Origin of the sequence: Pseudomonas sp. TH34 (assembly GCF_016650865.1) — a bacterium.
Lineage (GTDB): Bacteria > Pseudomonadota > Gammaproteobacteria > Pseudomonadales > Pseudomonadaceae > Aquipseudomonas > Aquipseudomonas yamanorum.
In genome coordinates, this window is the sequence record NZ_JAEKFB010000011.1 from 1 (window position 1) to 23,789 (window position 23,789).

The 23,789-nt window shown below is 61.2% G+C and carries 25 protein-coding genes and 1 pseudogene; 12 read left to right on the top strand and 14 right to left on the bottom strand.

What is annotated here, in order from left to right; translation table 11 throughout:
- Positions 1–547 (top strand): amino acid permease (locus tag JFU58_RS07625; protein ID WP_201140175.1); only part of this gene is annotated, 547 nt, incomplete at its 5' end.
- Between the two features lie 2 nt (positions 548–549).
- On the top strand, positions 550–1,413 hold the full coding sequence (locus tag JFU58_RS07630; protein WP_201140239.1) for a DNA-3-methyladenine glycosylase family protein: 864 nt from the start codon (positions 550–552) through the stop codon (positions 1,411–1,413).
- A 116-nt stretch (positions 1,414–1,529) separates the two neighbouring features.
- Here JFU58_RS07630 and JFU58_RS07635 read toward each other — a convergent pair whose 3' ends face one another.
- The 7 genes from JFU58_RS07635 to JFU58_RS07665 all read right to left on the bottom strand — a co-directional run bounded on the left by JFU58_RS07635 (position 1,530) and on the right by JFU58_RS07665 (position 7,159).
- The gene (locus tag JFU58_RS07635; protein WP_201140176.1) at positions 1,530–2,879 is read right to left on the bottom strand and encodes a CoA transferase; all 1,350 of its coding nucleotides are present in this window, start codon (positions 2,877–2,879) and stop codon (positions 1,530–1,532) included.
- Between the two features lie 40 nt (positions 2,880–2,919).
- Positions 2,920–4,263, bottom strand: coding sequence for a sensor histidine kinase (locus tag JFU58_RS07640; protein WP_177027129.1), 1,344 nt, complete (start codon positions 4,261–4,263; stop codon positions 2,920–2,922).
- A gap of 65 nt (positions 4,264–4,328) precedes the next feature.
- Complete coding sequence (locus JFU58_RS07645) at positions 4,329–4,793, bottom strand: LTXXQ domain protein (RefSeq protein WP_093205766.1); 465 nt, start codon at positions 4,791–4,793, stop codon at positions 4,329–4,331.
- 269 nt (positions 4,794–5,062) lie between these two features.
- A complete protein-coding gene (locus JFU58_RS07650; protein WP_093206819.1) occupies positions 5,063–5,740 on the bottom strand; it encodes a response regulator transcription factor in 678 nt (225 codons plus the stop codon).
- A 7-nt stretch (positions 5,741–5,747) separates the two neighbouring features.
- Positions 5,748–6,155: a hypothetical protein gene (locus JFU58_RS07655; RefSeq protein WP_003220067.1), complete on the bottom strand. Its 408-nt coding sequence runs from the start codon at positions 6,153–6,155 to the stop codon at positions 5,748–5,750.
- Between the two features lie 106 nt (positions 6,156–6,261).
- Positions 6,262–6,561, bottom strand: coding sequence for a YciI family protein (locus tag JFU58_RS07660; protein WP_063027669.1), 300 nt, complete (start codon positions 6,559–6,561; stop codon positions 6,262–6,264).
- 1 nt (position 6,562) lies between these two features.
- Positions 6,563–7,159, bottom strand: coding sequence for a septation protein A (locus tag JFU58_RS07665; protein WP_201140177.1), 597 nt, complete (start codon positions 7,157–7,159; stop codon positions 6,563–6,565).
- A gap of 87 nt (positions 7,160–7,246) precedes the next feature.
- Between JFU58_RS07665 and JFU58_RS07670 the strand changes: the two genes are divergently transcribed.
- The 6 genes from JFU58_RS07670 to rluB all read left to right on the top strand — a co-directional run bounded on the left by JFU58_RS07670 (position 7,247) and on the right by rluB (position 12,256).
- Positions 7,247–8,110 (top strand): PHP domain-containing protein, encoded by an 864-nt coding sequence (locus JFU58_RS07670; protein ID WP_017475714.1) that lies wholly within the window; start codon positions 7,247–7,249, stop codon positions 8,108–8,110.
- Positions 8,111–8,123: 13 nt separating this feature from the next.
- Complete coding sequence (locus JFU58_RS07675) at positions 8,124–8,753, top strand: L-threonylcarbamoyladenylate synthase (RefSeq protein ID WP_003220075.1); 630 nt, start codon at positions 8,124–8,126, stop codon at positions 8,751–8,753.
- Between the two features lie 120 nt (positions 8,754–8,873).
- The gene (locus tag JFU58_RS07680) at positions 8,874–9,572 is read left to right on the top strand and encodes a segregation and condensation protein A (protein ID WP_172834604.1); all 699 of its coding nucleotides are present in this window, start codon (positions 8,874–8,876) and stop codon (positions 9,570–9,572) included.
- A gap of 12 nt (positions 9,573–9,584) precedes the next feature.
- Positions 9,585–10,544: an SMC-Scp complex subunit ScpB gene (gene scpB / locus JFU58_RS07685; RefSeq protein ID WP_063027675.1), complete on the top strand. Its 960-nt coding sequence runs from the start codon at positions 9,585–9,587 to the stop codon at positions 10,542–10,544.
- Positions 10,545–10,670: 126 nt separating this feature from the next.
- On the top strand, positions 10,671–10,862 hold the full coding sequence (locus JFU58_RS07690) for a DUF1289 domain-containing protein (RefSeq protein ID WP_003220079.1): 192 nt from the start codon (positions 10,671–10,673) through the stop codon (positions 10,860–10,862).
- A 143-nt stretch (positions 10,863–11,005) separates the two neighbouring features.
- Positions 11,006–12,256: a 23S rRNA pseudouridine(2605) synthase RluB gene (rluB, locus tag JFU58_RS07695; RefSeq protein WP_017475718.1), complete on the top strand. Its 1,251-nt coding sequence runs from the start codon at positions 11,006–11,008 to the stop codon at positions 12,254–12,256.
- 208 nt (positions 12,257–12,464) lie between these two features.
- Here rluB and JFU58_RS07700 read toward each other — a convergent pair whose 3' ends face one another.
- A complete protein-coding gene (locus JFU58_RS07700) occupies positions 12,465–13,424 on the bottom strand; it encodes a leucyl aminopeptidase (protein WP_177027132.1) in 960 nt (319 codons plus the stop codon).
- A gap of 77 nt (positions 13,425–13,501) precedes the next feature.
- The gene (locus tag JFU58_RS07705) at positions 13,502–13,639 is read right to left on the bottom strand and encodes a hypothetical protein (RefSeq protein WP_003175756.1); all 138 of its coding nucleotides are present in this window, start codon (positions 13,637–13,639) and stop codon (positions 13,502–13,504) included.
- 525 nt (positions 13,640–14,164) lie between these two features.
- On the opposite strand from JFU58_RS07705, the gene JFU58_RS07710 reads away from it, so the two are divergent.
- Positions 14,165–15,571 carry an amino acid permease gene (locus tag JFU58_RS07710; RefSeq protein WP_093206834.1) on the top strand — a complete coding sequence of 469 codons (1,407 nt, stop codon included), beginning with the start codon at positions 14,165–14,167 and terminating at the stop codon, positions 15,569–15,571.
- A gap of 876 nt (positions 15,572–16,447) precedes the next feature.
- Positions 16,448–16,861 carry an alternative ribosome rescue aminoacyl-tRNA hydrolase ArfB gene (gene arfB / locus JFU58_RS07715; protein WP_093206840.1) on the top strand — a complete coding sequence of 138 codons (414 nt, stop codon included), beginning with the start codon at positions 16,448–16,450 and terminating at the stop codon, positions 16,859–16,861.
- On the opposite strand, the gene JFU58_RS07720 is transcribed toward arfB, so the two are convergent.
- Both JFU58_RS07720 and JFU58_RS07725 read right to left on the bottom strand, forming a co-directional pair.
- On the bottom strand, positions 16,858–18,057 hold the full coding sequence (locus JFU58_RS07720) for an MFS transporter (protein ID WP_017475721.1): 1,200 nt from the start codon (positions 18,055–18,057) through the stop codon (positions 16,858–16,860). The two genes, arfB and JFU58_RS07720, sit on opposite strands and share 4 nt — an antisense overlap.
- An 86-nt stretch (positions 18,058–18,143) precedes the next feature.
- Positions 18,144–18,317, bottom strand: a complete 174-nt coding sequence (locus JFU58_RS07725; RefSeq protein ID WP_010169883.1) for a hypothetical protein — start codon at positions 18,315–18,317, stop codon at positions 18,144–18,146.
- Positions 18,318–18,881: 564 nt separating this feature from the next.
- Between JFU58_RS07725 and JFU58_RS07730 the strand changes: the two genes are divergently transcribed.
- Positions 18,882–20,156, top strand: coding sequence for an MFS transporter (locus JFU58_RS07730; RefSeq protein ID WP_201140241.1), 1,275 nt, complete (start codon positions 18,882–18,884; stop codon positions 20,154–20,156).
- Here JFU58_RS07730 and JFU58_RS07735 read toward each other — a convergent pair.
- On the bottom strand, positions 20,153–20,737 hold the full coding sequence (locus tag JFU58_RS07735; protein ID WP_201140178.1) for an HD domain-containing protein: 585 nt from the start codon (positions 20,735–20,737) through the stop codon (positions 20,153–20,155). The genes JFU58_RS07730 and JFU58_RS07735 overlap by 4 nt on opposite strands.
- 33 nt (positions 20,738–20,770) lie before the next feature.
- Positions 20,771–21,082: a DUF962 domain-containing protein gene (locus JFU58_RS07740; RefSeq protein ID WP_063027685.1), complete on the bottom strand. Its 312-nt coding sequence runs from the start codon at positions 21,080–21,082 to the stop codon at positions 20,771–20,773.
- Positions 21,083–21,243: 161 nt separating this feature from the next.
- Here JFU58_RS07740 and JFU58_RS07745 point away from each other — a divergent pair, with 161 nt between their 5' ends.
- A complete protein-coding gene (locus tag JFU58_RS07745; RefSeq protein ID WP_003212986.1) occupies positions 21,244–22,299 on the top strand; it encodes an AraC family transcriptional regulator in 1,056 nt (351 codons plus the stop codon).
- Here the strand turns inward: JFU58_RS07745 and JFU58_RS07750 are convergent.
- Positions 22,256–23,708, bottom strand: a pseudogene (locus JFU58_RS07750) (TrkH family potassium uptake protein). The gene JFU58_RS07745 and the pseudogene JFU58_RS07750 overlap by 44 nt on opposite strands.
- Positions 23,709–23,789: the final 81 nt, after the last annotated feature.

A 23,789-nucleotide genomic window follows, 5' to 3' on the forward strand; every position in this document is an offset into this window, starting at 1 on the left:
GGGGGCGTTGCTGTCGTGGGCGTTGCTCTGCGCCGAAATTCTCTATGCCACCGCCCATGACAAGACCATGCCCGCGTTCCTGAAAAAGGAAAACGTCAATCAGGTGCCGGTCAATGCGTTGTGGCTGACCAATGTGATGATCCAGCTGTTCCTGGTGATCACGCTGTTTTCGGAAAGTACCTACACCACCCTGATCTACCTGGCGTCGTCGATGATTTTGGTGCCCTACCTGTGGTCGGCGGCGTATGCAGTGCTGTTGAGCGGGCGCGGTGAAACCTACGAAGGTGCCCATGGCGAACGCATGAAGGACTTGCTGGTGAGCCTTATCGCCCTGGCTTACGCAGTGTGGCTGCTCTACGCCGGAGGCTTGAAGTACCTGCTGCTGTCGGCGTTGCTGTACGCGCCGGGGGTGATCCTGTTTGCCCTGGCCAAGCGTGAGCAGGGCCAGCCCTTGTTTACCCACCTGGAAAAAGGCATTTTCGCCTGCGTGATCGCCGGGGCGAGCCTGGCGGCGTATGGGTTGTACAGCGGGGTGTTGTCGTTGTGAGGATGCAGCTGGCGTATCAGGCGCCGTATGACTGGGCGGCGATGCTGGGCTTTTTGTCGGCGCGGGCGATCAGCGGGTTGGAGACGGTGGACGGCGGTGTGTACTCGCGCAGTATCACTGTCGACGGTCAGCAGGGTTGGCTCAGTGTGTCGCCGGGGGCCGGGGATTGGCTTGAGGTAACGGTGAACTTCCCCAACCCGTCTGCGTTGCCGGAAATTGAGCGGCGGTTGCGGGACATGTTTGACCTGTCGGTTGACCCGAAGCGGATCAACCGGCAATTGGCGAATGATCCCTTGATGGCGAGCTTGGTGGCAGCGCGTCCTGGTCTGCGGGTGCCTGGAACCTGGGATGGATTGGAGTTGGCGATCCGCGCGGTGTTGGGCCAGCAGATTACCGTGGTAGCGGCGATCAAGTTGGCGGGCAAGCTGGTGGCGCAGTACGGCACGCCGCTGGTGACGCCCCATGCCGGTGTGACCCACGTGTTTCCTTCCGCCGAGGTGCTGGCAGCAGCAGATTTGGCGACCCTCGGCATGCCGAAAAGTCGCGGGCGCACCTTGTCGGGTGTGGCCCAGGCCTTACTGGATGACCCGCAGGTATTCCAGCCGAAGGCGAGCCTGAAGGAGGGTGTGGCGCGGTTGGTGGCATTACCGGGGATTGGAGACTGGACGGCGCAGTACATCGCCATGCGCCAGATGCGCGAGCAGGATGCGTTTGCCTCGGGGGATATCGGCTTGATCAATGCGTTGGTGGCGCTGGAAGGCGGACCGGTGAGCCCACGCCAGTTGCTGGCGCGGGCTGAGGCCTGGCGACCGCTTAGAGCCTATGCGGCGCAGCATTTGTGGACATCACTGAGCCGCGCGGATTGACGGTGACTGCAAGGGCCTCATCGCGGACAAGCCCGGCTCCTACAGGAGATCCGAGTCAGCTCAGGCAACTCGATCAACTGTGGGAGCCGGGCTTGCCCGCGATAGCGATTTTCAAGTCACCACTTCGCCCGATGTGAACCCAGTTCACCTGCTGGCAAATCCCACTGCAACGGTGTTCCGCTGATGGTCACCGGGGGCAGCAACCGGTGGGCCGGGCCCCAGGCTGTTTGCTCCACCACCAAGCCTTGATCACCCGGCTCTTCGGCCCGCAGCGGTAGTTGTTCCGGGACTTGTCCTGCGTCCACCAACAGTTTTGCCGTGCGCGCGAGGGACAGCAGCGCCGAACCGCCGCGCCCGGATTTCAATCGTTCACTCAAGGCCTGGATTGCACTGGCCGCCATCAAATACCCGGTGGCGTGATCCAGTGCCTGCAATGGCAGCGGCACCGGCTTGTCCGACTTTTTCCACTGCCTGCCGGCCTCGGCAATCCCGGTACTCATCTGCACCAGGCTGTCGAACCCTCGGCGATTGCGCCATGGGCCGCTCCAGCCATAGGCATTGAGGCTGGCGTCGATCAGGCCGGGGGCGATGGCTTGCAACGCGGCCTCACCGTAGCCCAACTGCTCCAGGGCATCGGCGCGGTAGCCGTGCAGCAGAATGTCGGTGTCCTTCAGCAGGTTTTCGAAGGTCTGGCGGTCGTCGGCGTTCTTCAGGTCCAGGCGGGCGCAGCGTTTGCCCAGAGTCATTTCCGGTACGACGCCAGGTTCGTTCCAGTCCGGTGAGTCGATGCGCAGTACATCGGCGCCAAGGCCTGCAAGAAAGCGACTGGCAGTGGGGCCGGCCAATACGCGCGTCAGGTCCAGCACCTTGATCCCCGCCATCGGCCTTGCCACCGAGCCCAGCCAGGGTTTGTCGCTGAGGGTTGCAAAGGTCTGGCGATGGACCAGCGGTTCCTGATTGACCGCCAAACCTTGTGGATGCACCTGCCAGTCTTGCCACGAGCGCATCTGCGCCGCACAGCCGTTGGCTTCGACAATCGCCTGTTCCAGTTCGGCGGCGTTCCATTGGGCGACCTTCGCGGCCATCGCATCTCGGTCAGCGACCTGCCCGAGTACGCGTTCAGCGGCGGCGCGATGGTGTGGCGCATTGGTGTGCAGGCGAATCCAGCCGTCGGCGCAGGCGTAGTCGCCGGCAATCGGGTCCCACAGCGGCGGGGTGGTCCAGCCATCGGGACGCAGGGACGAGGAGAACCAGAATGAGGCGAGGCGCCGGTCCACGGTCACCGAGGGCAGGCGCCCGGTTTGCTGTAGCAGCAACTGGGCAACTGCCTGGCCCGCCGCACCGATGCTGGCGCTGGCCAGTTCGGTGACGGCAAAGGTCGAGGGCAGGGCGCCAGCCTCGGTAAAGGCCAGCGGGGTGACGGGTAAATCGAGTGCTTCCTGGATGGGGGTGAGCAGATCAGTCATCAAAGGCCCTCCTAATGAGAAGGACCATCATAGAAGATCATCAGGGTTGAATGACAACCCCGGGCTCCAGCGGCAAATCCACACTGGCGATAAAACCGCCGTCAGGATGATTGGCCAGGATCAGGCTGCCGCCATGACGTTCTGCGGCGCGCCGCGCGATGGCCAGTCCTAGTCCGTGCCCTTGGGCGGTTTGCCCTGGGGCGCGGTAAAACGGCTCGCCCAGTTGCTTCAGGTGTTCGGCGTCCACGCCGGGGCCGTGGTCGCGCACGCTGATCACAATACGGTCGCCCTGGCGTCTGGCGTCCATTTCAATCGGTTGGCCTGGCGGGTTGAAGCGCTGGGCGTTGCGCAGCAGGTTGTCCACGGCGCGTTCAATCATGGTCGGCCAGCCCTTGAGTTGCAGCCCGGCCTCGGCATCGAGCTGCACGGGTTGGTCCGGTGCGCCGAGCAAGGCGTCTTTTTGCAGGGTCCTGAGCAACGGGTTGAGGTCGATGTCTTCGGCGCTGGCGTTGTCGGCATCCACCCGGGCGAGTACCAGGATTTCACTGATCAGCGCTTCAAGGCGGTCGCATTCGCGGGTCAGGCGGGGCCAGAGTTTCTCCCGTGCCTCGGGGGTGGCGCGTTCTGCCAGGGCCAAGGCGATCCGCAGCCGGGCCAGGGGCGAGCGCAGTTCGTGGGACACGTCACGCAGCAATTGGCGCTGGCTGCCAATCAGGCTTTGCAGGCGGGCGCCCATGCGGTTGAAGTCGGTGGCCAGTACGCCGAATTCGTCGCGACGGTTGGCCAGCCGCGCCAGGCTGTTCTGCTGGTAGGTGGTCTGGCCCAGATCGTGCACTGCGCCGCGCAGGCGGCTGAGGGGGCGGGTGATGGACAGCGTCACCAGCAAACTGAACAGGGTCAGCACCACCAACGCGATCGCCAGGGCACTCAATGGCCAGAGCAGGCTGTTGCGGTGCCAGGCGTCCAGTTCCGGGTGGGGAATGCGGTAGATCAGCAGGTAAGTGTCGCCGGTTTTTTCACTGGTGTACTCGGCGGTCAGGCGCCGCCAGGGCAGATGGCGGTCCTGGCTGTCTTTTTGTCGGGCTTCGAGGGCGGCGGCGCGGCGCGGAAAGGTACCGAGCACTACGGGCTCGCCGCTTTCGTTAAGCACTTGTACGTCGATGTGGTACTGGCGCTTGCGCTGCTGCAGCAATTCCTGGGCGGCGTCCTCGCCTTGGGCCTCATAGAGCTGCGTCCATTCCTGCGCGAGGTTATTGAGCCCGGGGTGGCGGCTGAGAATCCAGGCGTCCTGGTTGAGCATATGCCCAAGCAGGATCGACAGCCCGGCAACCAGGGCGATGGCCAGCCAGAAGCTGGCTAGGACGCGCCAGAACAATGAACGCACAAGAAACCCTCAAACAGGAAAAGCCCAGCGGCGGTGGCCACTGGGCTGGGAGTGAAGCTAGATCATTATTGCGCTTTTTGCGGCTGTTGGGCTTTCCAGGCCTGGAATTCCTTCCACTCGGCGCGGCGTTCGGCTTGTTTCTTCACGATCTCGTCGAATTTCTTCTGTTGATCGGGTTTCAGCACGGCACGGATGTCGGTCTGGGTTTTCTGCTTGGCGGCCGCCATGTCGTCTTTCATGGCTTGCTTGTCAGCGGCTGGCAGTTTGTCCAGGTACTTGCGCACCAGCTCTTTGCGAGCGTGCCACTGTTGGCCCATCAACTTGCCGATCTGCTGGCGCTGTTCAGGGCTCAGGTCCAGCTGGCTGAAAGGGCCACCTTTGCCCCGCATGCCGTGTTCGCCGCCGTGGCCTGGGCCACCCATCATGTGGCCTTCAGGACCGCCCATCGGGCCTGGGCCTTCAGGTGCTGCGGCCATGGCAACGGTTGGCAGGGCAGCAGCGAACATCAAAGCGATAAGGGTCTTGCGCATGGTGATTCTCCTGTCTCTATTCCGGTGAGTCCGGATGTGAGTAGATTACGGAGAACAAGGTCAGCGGCAGTCAGGGGACGGTAAAGCTTGGGTAAAGAGGATTTTGGGCGAAGCTGACAAAACTATCCCGGCAGGGGAGATCATGTGTGGGAGCTGTCGAGCCTTGGCGAGGCTGCGATGCAGGCACCGCGGTCTATCCGTTGCACCGGGGTGATGCCATCGCAGCCTCGCGAAGGCTCGACAGCTCCCACAGGGGACAGGTGTTGTGCTTAGAGGCTGTAGTAATAACCGCGGCTACGCAGCGCCACGATCCGTGGTCGGCCATCCGGGTGCGGGCCGATCTTCCTGCGCAGGTTGCTGACGTGCATGTCCAGGCTGCGGTCATACAAGGTCAGCTTGCGGCCCAGGGCGATTTGCGCCAGTTCCTGCTTGTCCAGCGGCTCGCCCGGCTGGCGCAGCAAGGCTTCCAGCAGACGGCTTTCGGAAACGGTCAGGGCAAATTCCTGTTCATCGATAGTGACCACGCCACGCACCGGGCTGAAGCACAGGTCACCCAGCTCCAGCTGGGTGGACACGGCAGCCGGGTGACTGCGGCGCAGCACGGCGCGCAGGCGGGCGGTCAGTTCGCGAGGGTCGCAGGGCTTGGCCAGGTAATCGTCGGCGCCCAGCTCCAGGCCGAGGATCCGGTCCAGCGGTTCGCCGCGAGCCGAGAGCATCAGCACCGGCAGCTCCGGGTGGTCGTTGCGCAATTGCTTGAGCAGCTCCAGGCCGCTGCCGTCGGGCAGCATCACGTCGAGCACCACGGCCGCCGGGGCGGCTTCGGCCAAAGCCTTGCGGGCGCTCAAGCCATCATGGCAGGCGCGCACCTGGAAACCTTCCTGGCTCAACCAACTGGTCAGCAGCTCACAGAGCTCCTGGTCATCATCTATCAGTAACAGCTCGCTCATGACTCACTCAATTTAGCCATTGTCGACGGCGCCGGTGCCCGCCACTGGCGAAGATCCCGCACAGCAGGGCGATCAGCGCGACTGCTCCACCGGTCACGAACCATTGCTGTTGCTCGGTAAGCCAGCGTGGCAAGGCACTGCCCTGTGCTTCTTTGAGTTGCTGGACCAGGCGTTGGTTCTCCTGGCGCAGTTTACTCAATTGGGTACTTTCCCGCGTGGCGTCAGCACTTTGCAATTGCTTGCTCAGTTCATCCCGCTGCCGTTCGCTTTCTTTCAAACGTTGCTGCAAATCGGTGATCTGGCTGCCGGCACTCAAGGACAGGGGCGTGGAACTGCCGGTGTTCGAGGTTTCTTCAGCGTGGGCCGTAGCCCCGATCATTAACACTGCCAACAGACACAACTGACGTAAGCGCATCGGAACTCCTGATTCCACACGAATATTCAGAACGTTGTCGGCAGGTTACCGGGAATAATGAGCGTTTAGGAGTGCGCTGAAGCCAATTGGTTCAGCGCACAACGAATCAAGGCAGGACTTGCTTGAACGGCTTGACCAGGACATGGGCATACACGCCGGCCGCGACATACGGATCAGCGTCGGCCCAGGCTTGTGCCGCCGCCAGGGAGGCGAACTCGGCGACGATCAGGCTACCGGTGAAACCGGCGTCTCCCGGGTCATTGCTGTCGACTGCCGGGTGCGGGCCGGCGAGCACGATACGGCCTTCGGCTTGCAGCTGTTTCAGGCGCTCGACGTGGGCCGGGCGCACGCCCAGGCGTTTTTCCAGCGAGTCGGCAACGTCGGTGGCAATGATGGCGTAGAGCATGTCAGTCCTCGGTTTTCGGCGTGGTAGGGTCGGTGTCATGCAGGTGGCGCGACAGGTAGATACCCTGGCCGACCAGGAACAGCACGGTCATGCCCAGGCTGCCGAACACCTTGAAGTCCACCCAGTAGCTCTGGAAGGTGAAGGCGACGAACAGGTTGGCGGCGCCGCAGAACAGGAAAAACACGATCCAGGCGATGTTCAGGCGCACCCAGATCGGGTCCGGCAAGCTCAGCGCGTGACCCATGATCCGCTTGATCAGCAAGCGGTCACCGATGAAGTGGCTGCCGATAAAGGCCAGGGCGAACAGCCAGTTGACCACCGGGGCTTTCCATTTAAGGAAGGTTTCGCTGTGGAAGGCCAGGGTCAGGCTGCCGAAGACGAGGCAGGCGATCAGGGTCAGCCATTGGCTTTTTTCCAGCTTGCGCTGGGAGATGAAGAGCGCGCCGTAGACCACCACGGAGCTGATGATCAGCACCGCCGTGGCACTGTAGATGCCACCGACTGTCAGCTCGTGGCCGGCAAGATCAATGACGCGAGGGTCGGTTTTGTAAACGATGAAAAACAGCAACAGCGGGATGAAGTCGATGAATTGTTTCACAGTAAGAGCCAGAAGCTGGATGTGGCGGCATAATAACAAACATCCTTGGTAGCGAAAGCGCCAGCTGACTTGAGGTTACACACTCCCGTGAATGTTGATTTGCACTGCCATAGCACAGCCTCCGACGGCGCCCTGGCGCCCGCGGTCCTGGTTGCGCGTGCGTTTGAAAAAGGCGTGCGAGTCCTGTCGTTGACCGACCACGACACCCTCGAAGGCCTGGCAGAGGCCCGTGATGCGGCGAATGCGTTGGGCATGCAACTGGTCAACGGGGTTGAATTGTCCTGCACCTGGGGCGGCGCGACGATTCATGTATTGGGCTACGGTTTTGACGTAAACGCACCGCCGCTGGTGGAGGCCATCGCCAAATTGCACGATGGCCGCTGGCTGCGGTCCGAAGAAATAAGCCGCAAGCTGGCCCTCAAGGGCATGCCCAACGGCCTGGAAGGCGCCCGCGCCATCCAGCAGGAACTGGGCGACAGCGGCAACGCCCCGGCCCGTCCGCACTTTGCCGACTGGATGGTGCGTGAAGGTTTTGTAAAGGATCGTGCCGAAGCGTTCCGCAAATGGCTGGGTGCCGGCAAGCTGGGGGACGTCAAGCAACACTGGCCCACCCTGGAAGACACCGTCGGCACATTGCGGGCAGCAGGTGCCTGGGTCAGCCTGGCGCATCCATGGCATTACGATTTCACCCGCAGCAAGCGCCGCAAGCTGATTGGCGACTATATTGGAGCGGGCGGCCACGCAATCGAAGTGGTCAACGGGCATCAACCCGCCGAGCAGGTAGGCAGCCTGGCGATTCTTGCCCGCGAATTTGGTCTGCTGGTCAGCGCCGGCAGTGATTTTCATGGCCCTGGCGGCTGGTCCGAGATTGGCGAGTACCGCGCCGTCCCGGAAGATTTGCCGCCCCTTTGGTGTCGCTTCAAACATGACCCCATTATTGCCACCGTCTGAACAGGTAGAACACGTGAGTCAATTCTTCCAGATTCATCCGGAAAACCCCCAGGCGCGCCTGATCAAACAGGCCGTGGAGATCATCCGTGCCGGTGGTGTGGTGATTTACCCCACGGATTCCTCCTACGCTATCGGTTGCCAGATCGGCGACAAGAATGCGGTCGAGCGCGTAAGACGCCTGCGTGACCTGGACAAGAACCACAACTTCGCACTGATTTGCAGTGACCTGTCCCAGCTGGGGCTGTTCGCCAAGGTCGACACCGGCACCTTCCGCCTGCTCAAGGCCCACACGCCGGGGCCCTACACGTTCATCCTCAACGCCACCCGCGAAGTGCCGCGCCTGCTGCTGCACCCTAAGAAGCGCACCATCGGCCTGCGGGTGCCGGAACACCCGATCGCCCTGGCGCTGCTGGCCGAACTCGGTGAGCCGTTGATGAGCGTGTCGCTGATCCTGCCGGGTGAAGAAGAGCCGTTGTACGACCCTTATGAAATGCGCCGGTTGCTGGAAAAACACGTCGACCTGATCATCGACGGCGGCTACGGCGGCAACAAGGCCTCCACCGTGATCAACCTGGCCGACGGCGAGCCGGAAGTGGTGCGCGTGGGTTGTGGCGACCCGGCACCGTTCATGGTCGAGGCCTGAATGTCGGCCGTGGAATCCGTCGACAGCCAGGCGGGCGCCCAGCAGGAACTGCCATTTGCCATGGTCTACGGCCAGGCCGTCATGGAAATGCCGCTGGACCTGTACATCCCGCCGGACGCCCTGGAAGTCTTCCTCGAAGCCTTCGAAGGCCCGCTGGACTTGCTGCTGTACCTGATCCGCAAGCAGAACATCAACATCCTCGACATCCCGGTGGCGGAAATCACCCGCCAGTACATGGGCTATGTCGAGTTGATGCAGACCGTCCGCCTGGAACTGGCCGCCGAGTACCTGGTGATGGCCGCGATGCTCGCGGAGATCAAGTCGCGCATGCTGCTGCCGCGTTCGGAAAGCATCGAGGCGGAAGAGGATGACCCGCGCGCCGAACTGATCCGTCGCCTGCAGGAGTACGAACGCTTCAAGGCCGCTGCCGAAGGCATCGACGGCCTGAGCCGGGTGGGCCGCGATGTGGTGGTGCCCAAGCTCGACGCCCCGGAAGCCCGGGCGCGCAAGCTGCTGCCGGACGTAAGCCTGGAAGAATTGCTGATGTCCATGGCCGAAGTACTGCGCCGTGGCGATATGTTTGAAAGCCACCAGGTCAGCCGCGAGGCACTGTCCACCCGCGAGCGCATGAGTGATGTGCTGGACCGCCTCAAGGGCGGCGGGTTTGTGCCTTTTGTCGAACTGTTTACCAAAGAAGAAGGGCGTCTGGGGGTAGTCGTGACCTTCATGGCAATCCTCGAATTGGTCAAGGAATCCTTGGTCGAGCTGGTCCAGAATGAGCCTTTTGCGGCTATCCACGTGCGGGCGCGAGCCGAATAAAGAGCTGAATCGATGAATCTGACTGAACCCCGCGAACTGGCCCCGCTGCTGGAGGCCTTTCTCCTGGCCTCGGGCAAGCCGCAATCCCTGGAACGCCTGTTCGAACTGTTTGAAGAAGCCGAACGACCTGAGCCGCCGGTGTTCAAGAAAGCGTTGGAGATTCTGCGCAAGTCCTGCGATGGCCGTGCCTTTGAGCTGCGGGAGGTGGCTTCAGGGTATCGCCTGCAAATCCGCGAGAAGTTTTCGCCGTGGGTTGGCCGCCTATGGGAAGAACGCCCGCAACGTTATTCCCGGGCGATGCTGGAAACCATGGCGCTGATCGCCTATCGCCAGCCGATCACCCGGGGCGAGATCGAGGACGTGCGGGGCGTGGCGGTTAACAGCCATATCGTCAAGACGCTGCTGGAGCGGGAGTGGATTCGGATCGTTGGTTATCGGGATGTGCCCGGCAAGCCGGCGATGTTTGCTACCACCAAGGTGTTCCTCGACCACTTCAACCTGAAAAACCTCGACGACTTGCCGCCGCTGGCCGAGCTGCGGGAGATGGAGCCGGACCCGGTCCTGGATTTCGACGACGCACCGGTGCCGGCCAGTTTGCAAGAGCTGGCCGACGCCAGCGCCGAGCCGGAAGAGCCGAAGGACGAAACCAGTTTCCATACGCTGTTGCTGGAACTGGATGACATGGAGCAGGGCATCAAAACCGACTTCGACGACTTGCTGCGTGATGGCGCGGTGGGTGACAGTGAGCAGGAGCCTGCGCTGCAACTGAACGTTGAGGTTGAGCTGCCAGTCGAAGTTGAAGATGAGCCCGAGCCTGAACCCGAGGAGGACATCCTCGGCGTCGCCGAAGCCCGTGCCAAACTCCTGGCCGCCGTAGCTGCGCTTGAACAACCGCCGCTGAGCGACGAAGAAGACGAAGCCCGCGCCCTGGCCGAAGCCATCGAAAACGAACGCCGCCAATTCGAAGACTGACGCCGCTTCAAAATGTGGGAGCTGGCTTGCCTGCGATGCAGGCGACTTGGTCTTTCTGCTACACCAAGGCGATGCCATCGCAGGCAAGCCAGCTCCCACAGAAAACCAGTGCCTGGGAGGATTTCAATGAGCTCCACCAAAGACCCCTGCATCAGCATCTGCAAATTCACCGACGACATCTGCGTGGGCTGCGGCCGCAGCAAGCGCGAGATCCGTGCCTGGAAGAAACTCGACAAGGTCGACAAGCGCACGGTACTCGCCGAAGCTGAACTGCGCCTGCTGGCGCTGGGTGCCACCGGTCGGCGGAAAGGCAAATGAACCCGCACATATCGACTAGTCTCTGATGCGCAACGCTCGCCATGAGCGTATGATTCGCGACCCTTTGGCGATGCGTTCGCCAAAAGCCCAGCTTTTACTATCTTCAGGCCCAGCCTGAATCGACACACCGGGAGGTGCTTAAGATGAGTGACCAAGACCAGAAAGACAGCCAGGAAATCGGCCCCGCAGGTGAAAAACTGCAGAAAGTCCTCGCCCGTATCGGCGTAGGCTCGCGCCGCGACGTAGAAGCCTGGATCACCCAGAAGCGCATCAAGGTCAACGGCGTTGAAGCCACCCTTGGCCAGCGCGTCGACCTGCACGATGCCATCACCATTGATGGCAAGGTCATCAAGCGTGAAGAGGCCGCCGAATCGGTGCGCCGCGTCATCATGTACAACAAGCCTGATGGCGAAATCTGCACCCGTGACGACCCGGAAGGCCGTCCAACCGTATTCGACAAGATGCCGCGCCCTAAAGAAGGCCGCTGGATCAACATCGGTCGTCTCGACATCAACACCACCGGCTTGCTGATGTTCACCACCGACGGTGAACTGGCCAACCGCCTGATGCACCCTTCCTACGAGATGGACCGTGAATACGCGGTGCGTGTACGTGGCGAAGTCGATGACGAAATGATCGAGCGCCTGAAAGCCGGCGTCGTGCTGGAAGACGGCCCGGCCAAGTTCACCGACATCAAGCAGGCTCCAGGCGGCGAAGGCTTCAACCATTGGTACCACTGCGTGGTGATGGAAGGCCGTAACCGTGAAGTACGTCGCCTGTGGGAATCCCAGGGCCTGGTGGTCAGCCGCCTGAAGCGTGTACGTTTCGGCCCGGTGTTCCTCAACTCCGACCTGCCGATGGGCCGCTGGCGCGAAATGAGCCAGTACGAAGTCGACATCCTGAGTGCCGAAGTCGGCCTGACGCCGGTGGCCATGCCGCAGATGAACGCCAAGAGCAAAGACAAGCTCGAGCGTATGCAGCGTAAATCGTCGCGTCCGGTGGCACGTACCGACCGTGTTGCCCGCACCCTGCGCCCTGCACTGGATGCACCGGCCACTGGCGGTCGTATCTCCCGCGAGCCGCATATCGAAGGCGAGCGTCGTCCTTCGGCACCGGCCCGTCAGGATGGCGAACGTGCGCCGCGCGCTCCGCGTCCAGCCGGTCGTGGTGGTGATGCCCCAACGGGCGGTCGCGGTAACCGGGGCGAGTCTGGCCGTGGTGCTCCGGCTGCGGGCCGTCCCGACGACAGCGCCAGCACCAAACGCCCAGCCAAGCCATCGCCGAAAAAGCGCCCGGGCTTGAAACTGGTCGATGACGCGCCATCGGGCAAGCGTCGTGGTGCACCGGCCGGTTCCGGCCAGCGTCCAGGTTTTGGTCGCAAGAAGCCGCAGTGATTCGTTAAGCGCTGCATAAAAACGCCAACCCTCGGGTTGGCGTTTTTTTTGGCCTGGATTTGGAATGCTTTCTATCAAGCAGACCTGATTTCCTGTGGGAGCTGGCTTGCCTGCGATACCGGCAACTCGGTCTATCAGCAATACCGAGGTGATGCCATCGCAGGCAAGCCAGCTCCCACAGTTGATCTCCATTGTTTTGACGGGCGGGTCAGAACATGAACGCCCCATCGAACACGGGTTTATCGTCGAGGGCCAACACGCCACTGGCGAAGATCAGGTCCAGATGGTGGCTGCCTTTCTGCCCGCCACCCAAGCCCAAGTGCAGCCCGCAATGGCGCTCTTCAAAGCCGGCATTGCGCGCATACAAATCCTTCACACCTTCATTGGTGCCAATGCCCAGTTCTTCCACCCGGCGATTGGACGGGTTGGCATTCAGGTATTTGTTGAAGTCATCTGCCAACCCCGGCACTTCGCTGGCCACGGTGCAGATGGTCGAGTTCTCGATCCACAATTCCAGCGGCGATTGCAGCACGCCGTATTTGCGCGCAAAGGGAATGGTGCTGAGAAAGGTGCCTACAAACCGCACCTGGCCATTGATGGCCTCGCTGTGGGTCGCGATCTCGCCGGGCGCCAGGTCGTGGTTGCCGACGCCGTTGATATTGGTCCACTTCTTGATGCTGCTCATGGGCGCTTCAAGGCGCGAGCCATGCTGGTCGGTGAAGCTCAGCACGCTGGCCTGGGACATGCGCCGGATCAACGTGGCGTTGAGGTCGGCAATCCGCTGTGGGGCGACGCTGAAGGTGTCGTAGAAATAGTCGCCGTAGTCCTTGAGCAGCAGGGATTTTTTCCAGTGCTCGGCCATCACGCCTTGCAGCGCGCGGATAAAGTCCGGGCCCTCGGCACGCGGGTTGGGCAGGGTCGAGGAATCGTAGAGAAACATGTACAGGTCGCAGGCTTCGATGGCCGTGGCCAGCGCTTCGCTGGGGGCCTGGTCCAGGCGTTGTACCTGGAAGTCGAAACGGGCGGCGCTGCCTTGGGTGATCGAGTGGGCGATGGCGTCGTAGCGTTCGGTATGGCCGAGCAGAATGGTGGGGCGGTGCAGGCCGGTGAGGGCCGGGTGATGGGCGAGGTAGTAGAGAAAATGTTCGACGGCGCGGGCCTTGTCCATGACGTCCTTCCTTCAAAGCCTTCGGTAGGAGCAGTGGCAGGTGCGGCGTCCCGCACCTGCCGGGGTGCCTGATCAGATTAGAAAGGCCACATCGCGGTGCCGAACGGCACAACGGCATCGGCTTGCATCATTTCAACGGCGGCCTCATGGGTCGGCGCTTCAAACCAATCGTCGAGTTGCAGTTCGGTTTCCAGGTCGTTTTCCAGTGCTTGCATGGTGAATCTCCTAGATGACGGTGTTTGAGAACGAGCTTGCCAGCGGGCTGCGCTGGGCAAGTGGATGAACCTAGAAGAGTGTGTTTGGGAATGCAAAATTTTTATTGACACGGTTTCATTTGGATTTTTTATTCTGTTTTGATGGCGATTTGGTTTATGTCGACGAAACAGTCAGTTGGTTGCGTCTTTCTGAAGGAATTGTCTCGCCGTCAATTTCCCGATATCTGAAAGAATTTTCCCAATGTCCCTGCTATCCGTCGCATCGCATCCTGTCGGCCCAGACAGGTTTGGCGGTGTACAATGCGCCGCGTTTTACTGTGATCCCACTTTTTCAGGGCTATCCGCCTTGTTCATTCCGCCTGGCCACAAGCCTGTCGGGTTCGATTTCGTCACAGATAAAAACAACAGGTGACGTATGACCGTAAGAAAAAACGCTGGACCGAGGTTTGATCGGCGCTGCTGTAGCCCGTTACCAAAGCAGCACCCCTCCATGAGTACCCTCAAACCTTGCGTGAGACCCTTTTCATGAGTGAAGCCAACTCGCATTCAGGCGAACTGAAGCGCGGCCTGAAAAATCGCCATATTCAACTGATCGCCCTCGGTGGCGCGATTGGCACCGGGTTGTTCCTGGGATCGGCCGGTGTGCTGAAATCTGCCGGACCCTCGATGATCCTGGGCTATGCCATCTGCGGCTTTATCGCCTTCATGATCATGCGCCAACTGGGCGAGATGATCGTCGAAGAGCCGGTAGCCGGTTCCTTCAGCCACTTTGCCCACAAGTACTGGGGCGGTTTCGCCGGCTTCCTGTCAGGCTGGAACTGCTGGATCCTGTACATCCTGGTGGGCATGTCGGAGCTGACGGCCGTCGGCAAGTACGTGCACTACTGGTGGCCCGAGATCCCGACCTGGGTGTCGGCGGCGGCGTTTTTTGTGTTGATCAACGTGATCAATCTGTCCAACGTCAAAGTCTTTGGCGAGGCCGAGTTCTGGTTTGCGATCATCAAAGTGGTCGCCATTGTCGGCATGATCGCCCTGGGCAGTTACCTGCTGGTGAGCGGCACCGGCGGGCCGCAGGCTTCGGTGACCAACCTGTGGGAGCACGGTGGGTTCTTTCCCCATGGTGTGGGTGGTTTGGTGATGGCCATGGCGATCATCATGTTTTCGTTTGGTGGTCTGGAGATGCTCGGGTTTACCGCAGCCGAGGCGGACCAGCCGCGTACGGTGATTCCGAAGGCGATCAATCAGGTGATCTACCGGATTCTGATTTTCTACATCGGTGCGTTGGTGGTGCTGTTGTCGTTGACGCCTTGGGACAGTCTGCTGGAGACCCTGAATGCTTCCGGTGACGCCTATAGCGGCAGTCCGTTTGTGCAGGTGTTTTCGATGTTGGGCAGTAATACAGCGGCGCACATTCTCAACTTTGTGGTGCTGACGGCGGCGTTGTCGGTCTACAACAGCGGCACTTACTGCAATAGCCGGATGTTGTTGGGGATGGCCGAGCAGGGTGACGCGCCGCGTGCATTGGCGAAGATCGACAAGCGTGGGGTACCGGTGCGGTCGATCCTGGCGTCGGCGGCGATCACGTTGGTGGCGGTGTTGATGAATTATCTGATTCCGCAGCATGCGCTGGAGTTGCTGATGTCGCTGGTGGTGGCGACCCTGGTGATTAACTGGGCGATGATCAGCTTTTCGCATTTCAAGTTTCGCCAGCACATGGATCGGACGGGGCAGGTGCCGTTGTTCAAGGCGCTTTGGTATCCGTATGGCAATTATGTTTGTCTGGCGTTTGTGGTGTTTATTCTTGGTGTGATGCTGCTGATTCCGGGGATTCAGGTGTCGGTGTATGCGATTCCGGTTTGGGTGGTGTTTATGTGGGTTTGCTACGGGATCAAGAACAGGCGCAAGGCTCGGGAGGGGGTGGTGTTGAGTTGATGGTGTACATATCCGTTTCTTCGGTAACGGCGACTTATGGTTCCGCTCTTACAGCGGGTCACTTTTGGCAAACGCCCCAAAAGTAACCAAAAGGTCTTTGCCCCACCACTCGGTGCCTCGCTTAGGCTCGGCATGCCCGCACTCCGGCCCGATTCCGCGGGCCGCCGCGACGGGCCATCCATGGCCCGGCGCGGCTAAATCGGCATCCCTGCCGATTTACCCGCTCCACCGTGCCTACTTGCGGCCATCGTGGTTAACGGGGCCCGCAGATCAAAATCAAAAGCAAGAGCACAGCGGCCTACCGGCCGGCTTGAGTGTTAGAAGCCAGATCAAAAACCAGAGCGAAAGCAGAGCTACTTTTCTGTGGGAGCTGGCTTGCCTGCGATGCAGACACCTCGGTTTTTCAGATACACCGAGGCGATGCCATCGCAGGCAAGCCAGCTCCCACATTTGACCGTGCCCGCTTTAGATTTTGATTTGGTTTTTGCTCTTCAACACTCAAGCCGGCCGGGAGGCCGCTGTGCTCTTGATCTGCTTTTGATCTTGATCTTAGGCGCCCCGTTAAACCACGCTGGCCGAACGCAGGCTTTGGAGCGTGGGTAACCTGGCAGGACGCCAGGTTAGCCGCGCTGGGCCAAGGATGGCCCATCGCGGCGGCCCACGGTCCAAAGCCGGAGTGAGGGTACACCGAGCCTAGGCGAGGTGCCGAGTGGTGGGGCAAGAGCGTTTTGCTTACTTTTGCGCTTTTCAAAAGTGAGCCGCTGTAAGAGCGGAACCAATAGCGGCCCTAACCGCAGCAACGGATATACCCCCAGCCCCCAGCAGCCCACCACATTGGCGTATCCTTACCCCTCCACCCCAAGGCCCGATCAAAAAATGCTGGTGATATCCAACAACGTGCACCTCCCCGACGCCGAGATCGAGCTGACAGCTATCCGCGCCCAAGGCGCCGGCGGTCAAAACGTCAATAAAGTCTCCAGCGCCGTGCACCTGCGTTTCGACATCCCGGCCTCGTCCCTGCCTGACTTCTACAAGGAACGCCTGCTGGCCCTGCGCGACACCCGCATCACCAGCGACGGCGTGCTGATCCTCAAGGCCCAGCAATACCGCACCCAGGAACAAAACCGCGCCGACGCCCTCGAGCGCCTGGTCGAGCTGATCCTCAGCGCAACCAAGGTCGAAAAGAAACGCCGCCCCACCAAACCCACCCTGGGCTCAAAAAAGCGCCGCCTCGAATCCAAAACCAAACGCGGCAGCATCAAGGCCGGTCGCGGCAAGGTTGATTTCTAAGCCGCCTCCCGCTCCTCGCGGTACTTAGGCGCCTGCCGATACAAATACAGGCTCAACAGCAACCCGCCAAACGCCGCGATCGCCGCAAACAGAAAGATCGAGGCAAATCCGAACCCCGCCGCAATCGCCCCGGCCAACGGCCCGGTGATCCCCAACGACAAATCGATAAACAGCGAATACGCCCCCACCGCCGCGCCCCGGCTCGAGGCAGGCACCAGGTTGACCGCCTCCACACCCAAGGCCGGAAACACGAGGGAAAACCCGAACCCGCTCAACGCCGCACCCGCCAACGCCAAATGAGGATCCGGCGCCAGCCACAACAGCAGCAGGCCCAGGGTCTCTACCGACAGGCAGGCAATCGCCACGCGAAACCCGCCGATGCGGTTGATCAAATTACCGAACAACAACCGCGCCCCGATAAAGCTGGCACCGAACAGGCTCAGGCACAGCACCGCGTTGTCCCAGTGCTGGGTCGCGTAATACAGGGTGATGAAGGTCGCAATGGTGCCAAACCCGATCGAGCCCAGCGCCAGGCCGCAGCCGTGGGGCAGTACGCGCCCGAGCACATGCATGAACGGTAGGCGCTCGCCCACCACGATCGGCGCGGCGACTTTCGGCCAGGCCAGCAGCAGGCCCAACACCGCCAGCAGGATGATGCTGACGCCCATGCTCCACAGCCCGAAATGACTGACCAGCAACACCCCCAGCGGTGCGCCGATGGCCAGGGCGCCGTAGCTGGCGATGCCGTTCCAGGAGATGACCTTGGCGGTATTCGCCGCGCCCACCCGGCCGATGCCCCAGCCAATGGAGCCCGAGCCCACCAGGCTTTCAGCGCTGCCCAGTACCAGGCGGCCGATCAGCAGGCTGGTGAGGCTCAACGCCGGCAGGTGTGACAGCCACGCCGAAAGCAACATGAACACGCCGCTCAACCCGCAGCCCGCCAGGCCGTACATGACGGCGCGCTTGCTGCCGCGGTTATCGATGATGCGCCCGGCATAGGGCCGGCTCAGCAGGGTGGCCAGGTATTGCACGCTGATCACCAGGCCCGCGATCACGGCGCCAAAGCCCAGGTCGCTGTGCACGTAGCCGGGCAACACGGCCAGGGGAATGCCGATATTCAGGTAGCCGATGAATGTGAACAGAACGATGGAAACGACTTGCAGCGTGACCGCCATGGGGCGCTGGGTATCTGGCATGGGGAGAGGTCCACTGTCGCAGCAGGAAAAGATAGGCTGCTTATGATACCGATGCTGGGCGCGTGCGGGGGCAGCAAACCAAACTTTTAGCGATCGGCGGGGTTGAGCAGTTGCGTGGTTACCAACGCGGCGAGGGCGTTTTCCTGAGTGCCGAAGCGCTTGAGCAGGAGTGCCTGTTTTTCCGGGGTGAGGCGGTTCCATACGTCGACCATCTGCAGGGCAGTGTCGAGCAGGGCAGTATCGGGGGTGGTGTCGGTCATGGCGGGCTCACGGTGTTCAGGCGGTGTGGAAAGCGCGCAATGTCACGCTTTCCACACGGTCTGGGTACGGCACTCAGTCTGCGCTTTTGCGGTCGACCGGTTTTGCCTCTTTTGGCTCGGGCTTGCTGGCACCGGCCTGTTGCGGGGTTGGCTGCTCAGTTTCGCGCAGGCTTGGGAAGGGGAGATTAGGGATTTCGTGCATCGTCGTCGCTCCTCGCAAGATCTGTTTTATCAATCGCAGGTGATTCCGCGCTTTCAAAAAGCTTGGGCAGGATACAGCACTGTAAATGACAGAAAGATTTTATCTCGAAAAATGAACACCTCTTCATCCCGCCGCGCAAGTGACGTGGCGCCACAGGCGGATCGGTTGTCATCGTACAACATCACCCGTAACGGATTGACATCGTGTTGCGGACTGAATATAACGCTAACAGTTGTATGACGACATATGACGTTACAGTTTTATAGCGCCCGTAATACGGGCGCGCTCGGTCGCAGAACGTAAGCCTCAAATCTAAAAATAATTAAGGTGAAGCGATGAAAATCAAAGGCATCCGTTGGTGGATGGTCGGGCTGATGACGGTCGGCCTGATTATTAACTACCTGGCCCGCAACACGCTGTCCGTCGCAGCCCCCACGCTGATGACCGACCTGAGTATCTCCACTGAGCAGTATTCCCACATCGTTGTTGCCTGGCAGGTGTGCTACGCCTTGATGCAGCCGATCGCCGGTTATGTGATCGATGCGATCGGTACCAAGATGGGCTTTGCGATCTTCGCCATTTCCTGGTCGGTGGTGTGTGCGCTGGCGGCGTTTGCCACCGGTTGGCAGAGCCTGGCAGTGGCCCGTGGCGCCCTGGGGCTGACGGAGTCGGCGGGCTTCCCCGGCGGCGTCAAGGCGATTACCGAGTGGTTCCCGGCCAAGGAGCGTTCCGTCGCCATAGGCTGGTTCAACTTTGGTTCGTCGTTTGGTGCGCTGCTGGCGCCGCCACTGGTGGTCTGGGCGATTTTGCACAGTGGCTGGCAGTTGGCGTTCCTGATCGTCGGCGGTATCGGCCTGGTATGGAGCGGGCTTTGGCTGCTGCTGTACAAGCACCCGCGTGACCAGCGCCTGCTGGCTCAAGCCGAGCGTGAGTACATCGAAGCCGGCCAGGAAACCCACCTCAAGGAAGGTGTGCAGAAGAAAGCCAGCTGGAAGCGCATCCTCAAGAGCCGTAACTTTTTCGCCATCGCCTCGGCGCGGATGCTCTCGGAACCGGCCTGGCAGACCTTCAACGCCTGGATTCCGCTGTACCTGATGACCGAGCGGCACATGAACATCAAGGAAATGGCGCTGTTCGCCTGGCTGCCGTTTCTGGCCGCCGACATCGGCTGCGTACTGGGTGGCTACCTGAGCCCGCTGTTCCATCGCTACTTCAAGGTTTCGCTGTTCACTTCGCGCAAGCTGGTGATGCTGTTCGGTTGCCTGTGCATGATCGGCCCGGCGTGCATCGGCCTGGTGGACAGTGCCTACACCGCGATTGCCCTGCTGTGTGTTGGCGGTTTCGCCCACCAGACCTTGTCCGGCGCGCTGTTTTCCATTGCCTCGGACTCATTCGGCAATAACGACGTGGCCACCGCCACCGGTGGCGGGCAGATGTGCGGGTTTATCGGGGCTGCGGCATTTACCGCCGTGTTCGGCGTGCTGGTGACCAAGGTCGGCTACAGCCCGCTATTTGTGGTGCTGGCGATTTTCGACATCATCGCGGCCATCATCATCCTGACTGTGGCCAGGGAGATTGTTAAAGGCCCGGAGCCGACCGTCCAGACGGGGCACGGCGGCAGGTTGTTGCCGGTTTAACCCTGGCGCTCCATCGCCGCCTTGTAGAGCGAGTGCTTCGGCTGGGCAAACACCCGCGCCAGCATCGGTTCGAAGAAGCTCAATGGCAGGGTGTCGTAGGCTGGATCGAACGCCGCCGCGTCGTATTGCGCGCAGAACTCGATGGTTTGCCGGTACTGCGGGTGGTCGCCAAATTGCTCGCGCAGGTGGCGGTCCATCCCCAGGTGATGGAAGAAGTAGTAACCCTGGAAAATCCCGTGCTTCTCCACCATCCACAGGTTCTCGGGGCTCACAAACGGCTTGAGGATCGCGGCGGCGATGTCCGGGTGGTTGTAGGAACCCAGGGTGTCGCCGATGTCGTGGAGCAGGGCGCAGACCACGTACTCTTCATTACGTCCGTCGTGCCAGGCGCGGCTGGCGGTTTGCAGCGAGTGAGTCAGGCGGTCCACCGGGAAGCCGCCGAAGTCGCCTTCCAGCAGTCGCAGGTGCGCCACGATTCGGGTTGGCAGTTGCCGGGCGTAGGCGCTGAAATCCTTGGCGATGATCGCCCAGTCTTCCTGGGTGCCATCCTGCATATGGGTGAAGCGGGCCTGCTGGTTCATCAAAGCCTCTCTTATTGTTTTTGAGGTGCAGGGCTAGAACGGCACCTTGCCTAGAATCATGTCGCGGTACATCACAAAATCCCCCAACAGGCTGTAAAGCGGGTGCTGGAAGGTCGCCGGGCGATTCTTTTCAAAGAAGAAGTGGCCGACCCAGGCAAAGCTGTAGCCCGCCACCGGCACCGCCAGCAGCAGCCACCAGGCGCCTTTGCCGATCGCGAACGCCAGAATGAAGATCACCAGACTGGTGCCGATAAAGTGCAGGCGACGGCAGGTGCTGTTGCCGTGTTCCCTCAGGTAATACGGGTAGAAATCAGCGAAGCTATTGAATTGTCTGACATTTTCCACAGTATCCGGCCCTCTGATTATTGTTCTGCCCGACAGATGTTCGGCGGGGAGCTTATTTGAGTCTAGAGTCATCAGTGGTAACAGCCAGTGACAATAGATGCCACTTTAGTATCCTTCGGATTCCTGGCTGTCGTTTCAGCCTTCCTTGTTAAGAAAACGCCATGAGCGAACGAACGACTTCTGCAAGCTGGGCGATGGGGATAGTCAAGGCGCTGGAGATGGACGGCCTGGATTGCCGTGCCTTGTTCAAGCAGCTTGGCCTGGATTACGCCGCGCTGAATGACCCGGATGCACGTTTCCCCCAGGACTCCATGACCCGGCTCTGGCAGCGTGCGGTCGAGCTGTCGGGCAACCCGGCGATCGGCTTGAACATGGGCAAGGTGGTGCGCCCGGCGTCGTTTCATGTGGCTGGCTACGCGTTGATGTCCAGTAACACCCTGGCCGAAGGTTTCATGCGCCTGGTGCGTTATCAGCGAATCATCGCTGAAAGTGCCGACCTGAGTTTCCGACTGTTACCCGAAGGTTATGCGTTGATTCTTACCGTGCACGGCGACCACCTGCCGCCCACCCGACAAAGCGCCGAAGCGTCCCTGGCCAGTGCCCTGGCGTTATGCGGCTGGCTGACCGGGCGCACTCTGCAACCGCGCAAGGTGCTGGTGCAGGGCGATCAACCGGCGGACCTGGCACCCTACAAACAAGCGTTCCATGCACCGTTGGTGTTCAACGCGCCCTATGACGCGCTGATCTTCGAGCGGGCGGATATGGAGGCGCCGTTGCCTACGGCGAACGAGGCGATGGCGTTGCTGCACGATCGTTTTGCCGGGGAATACCTGGCGCGGTTTTCCGAGAGCCGGGTGACCCACAAGGCGCGGCAGGTACTGTGTCGATTGCTGCCTCAAGGCGAGCCCAAGCGTGAGGTGGTCGCGCAGACGTTGCACCTGTCCCAGCGCACCTTGCAGCGTCGTTTGCAGGAGGAGGGCACCAGTTTCCAGACCTTGCTCGATGACACCCGCCGCGAACTGGCCGAGCAATACCTGGCGCAGCCGAGCATGACCCTGCTGGAAATTGCCTACCTGCTGGGGTTTGCCGACCCGAGCAACTTCTTCCGCGCGTTCCGCCGCTGGTTCGATGCCACGCCCGGCGAGTACCGGGCGCGGTTGCACGAGTTGCCTGTCAGTGACGCCAAAACGCCGGAATGCACAGCACAAACACCGTAATGATCTCCAGCCGGCCCAGCAGCATGCCGAACGACAGGATCCACTTGGCGGCATCCGGCAGGGTGGAGAAGTTGCCGGCCGGGCCGATGGTTTCCCCCAGGCCCGGGCCCACGCCGGACACGGTGCTGGCGGCGCCGGTCAGCGCGGTCATCCAGTCCAGGCCCAGCAACGACAGGGCCAGGGCGATGGCGCAGATGGTGATCGCGAAAAAACGAGAAGGTCAGGATCGAACGCACGATTTCTTCATCGAGGCGATGGCCGTTGTACTTCTGCTTGATCACCGCCCGTGGGTGAATCAGCTGGTTCAAGTTGGCCTTGAGCAGGATGTAGGCGACCTGGAAACGGAAAATCTTGATCCCGCCAGCGGTGGAACCGGAGCAACCGCCCACAAAGCCCAGGTAAAAGAACAGCATCAGCGAGAAATTGCCCCAGATGCTGTAGTCCCCCAGCGCAAAACCGGTGGTGGTCACTACCGACGTGACGTTCACCGCTACGTGGCGCAGCGCCTCCAGCCAATGCAGATTGGTGGTCCACCAATACCAGGTGCCGAGCACCAGCCAGGTCACCACCAGCAAACCGAGCATGCCCTGCACCTGCTGGTCCTTGATCAGCGCCCGGCGGTTGCCGCGCATCGTGGCCACGTACAGGGTGAACGGCAGGCTGCCGAGAATCATCACCACCACCGCCACCCAGTGCACCGCCGGCTGTTTCCAGTGGGCCAGGGATTCATCGGAGGTGGAGAACCCGCCGGTGGAAATCGCCGACATCGCATGGTTGATCGCGTCAAACAGGCCCATGCCTGCCCACCAGAACGCCAGGCTGCCGAGGATGGTGATGCCCACGTACGCCGCCACGATCAGGCGCGCCACCATGTGCGAGCGGGGCATGACCTTTTCCGAGCGGTCGGAGGACTCGGTCTGGAACAGGCGCATGCCACCGATACGCAGCAGCGGCAGGATCGCCACCGCCATGCCGATAAAGCCGATGCCGCCGAGCCAGTGCAACAGCGAGCGCCAGATGAGGATGCCCGGGGACATGGTGTCCAGGCCACTGAGCACCGTGGAGCCGGTGGCGGTGATGCCGGACATGCTTTCGAAGAACGAGTCGGTGTAGCTGATGTGCTGGGTCAACAGAAACGGCAGTGCGGCGAAGATGCACACCACCAGCCAGCTGGAGACGGTCAGCAGGTACATGTCCCGCGGGCGTAGGTGCACGTGTTCCGGGCGGCCGGGGATCACCAGCGCCAGGCCGGCGATGAAGGTGATCAGGCTGGCCCAGAGGAACGATGGCAGGTCGCTGGTGCGTTCGAAGAACACCAGGGTCGCCATGGGGATGACCATGGCGATCGCCAGGGTGATCAGGAAGATGCCGATAATGAAACCGATTATCCGTAAGGTCGGCAACGCCATGAGGTCCGCTCGGTGTGACAGGAAAGGCGCCATTCTACCTGCGGTGCAGGGCAAGTAAACCGGGGGCTGGAAGGCGACGCC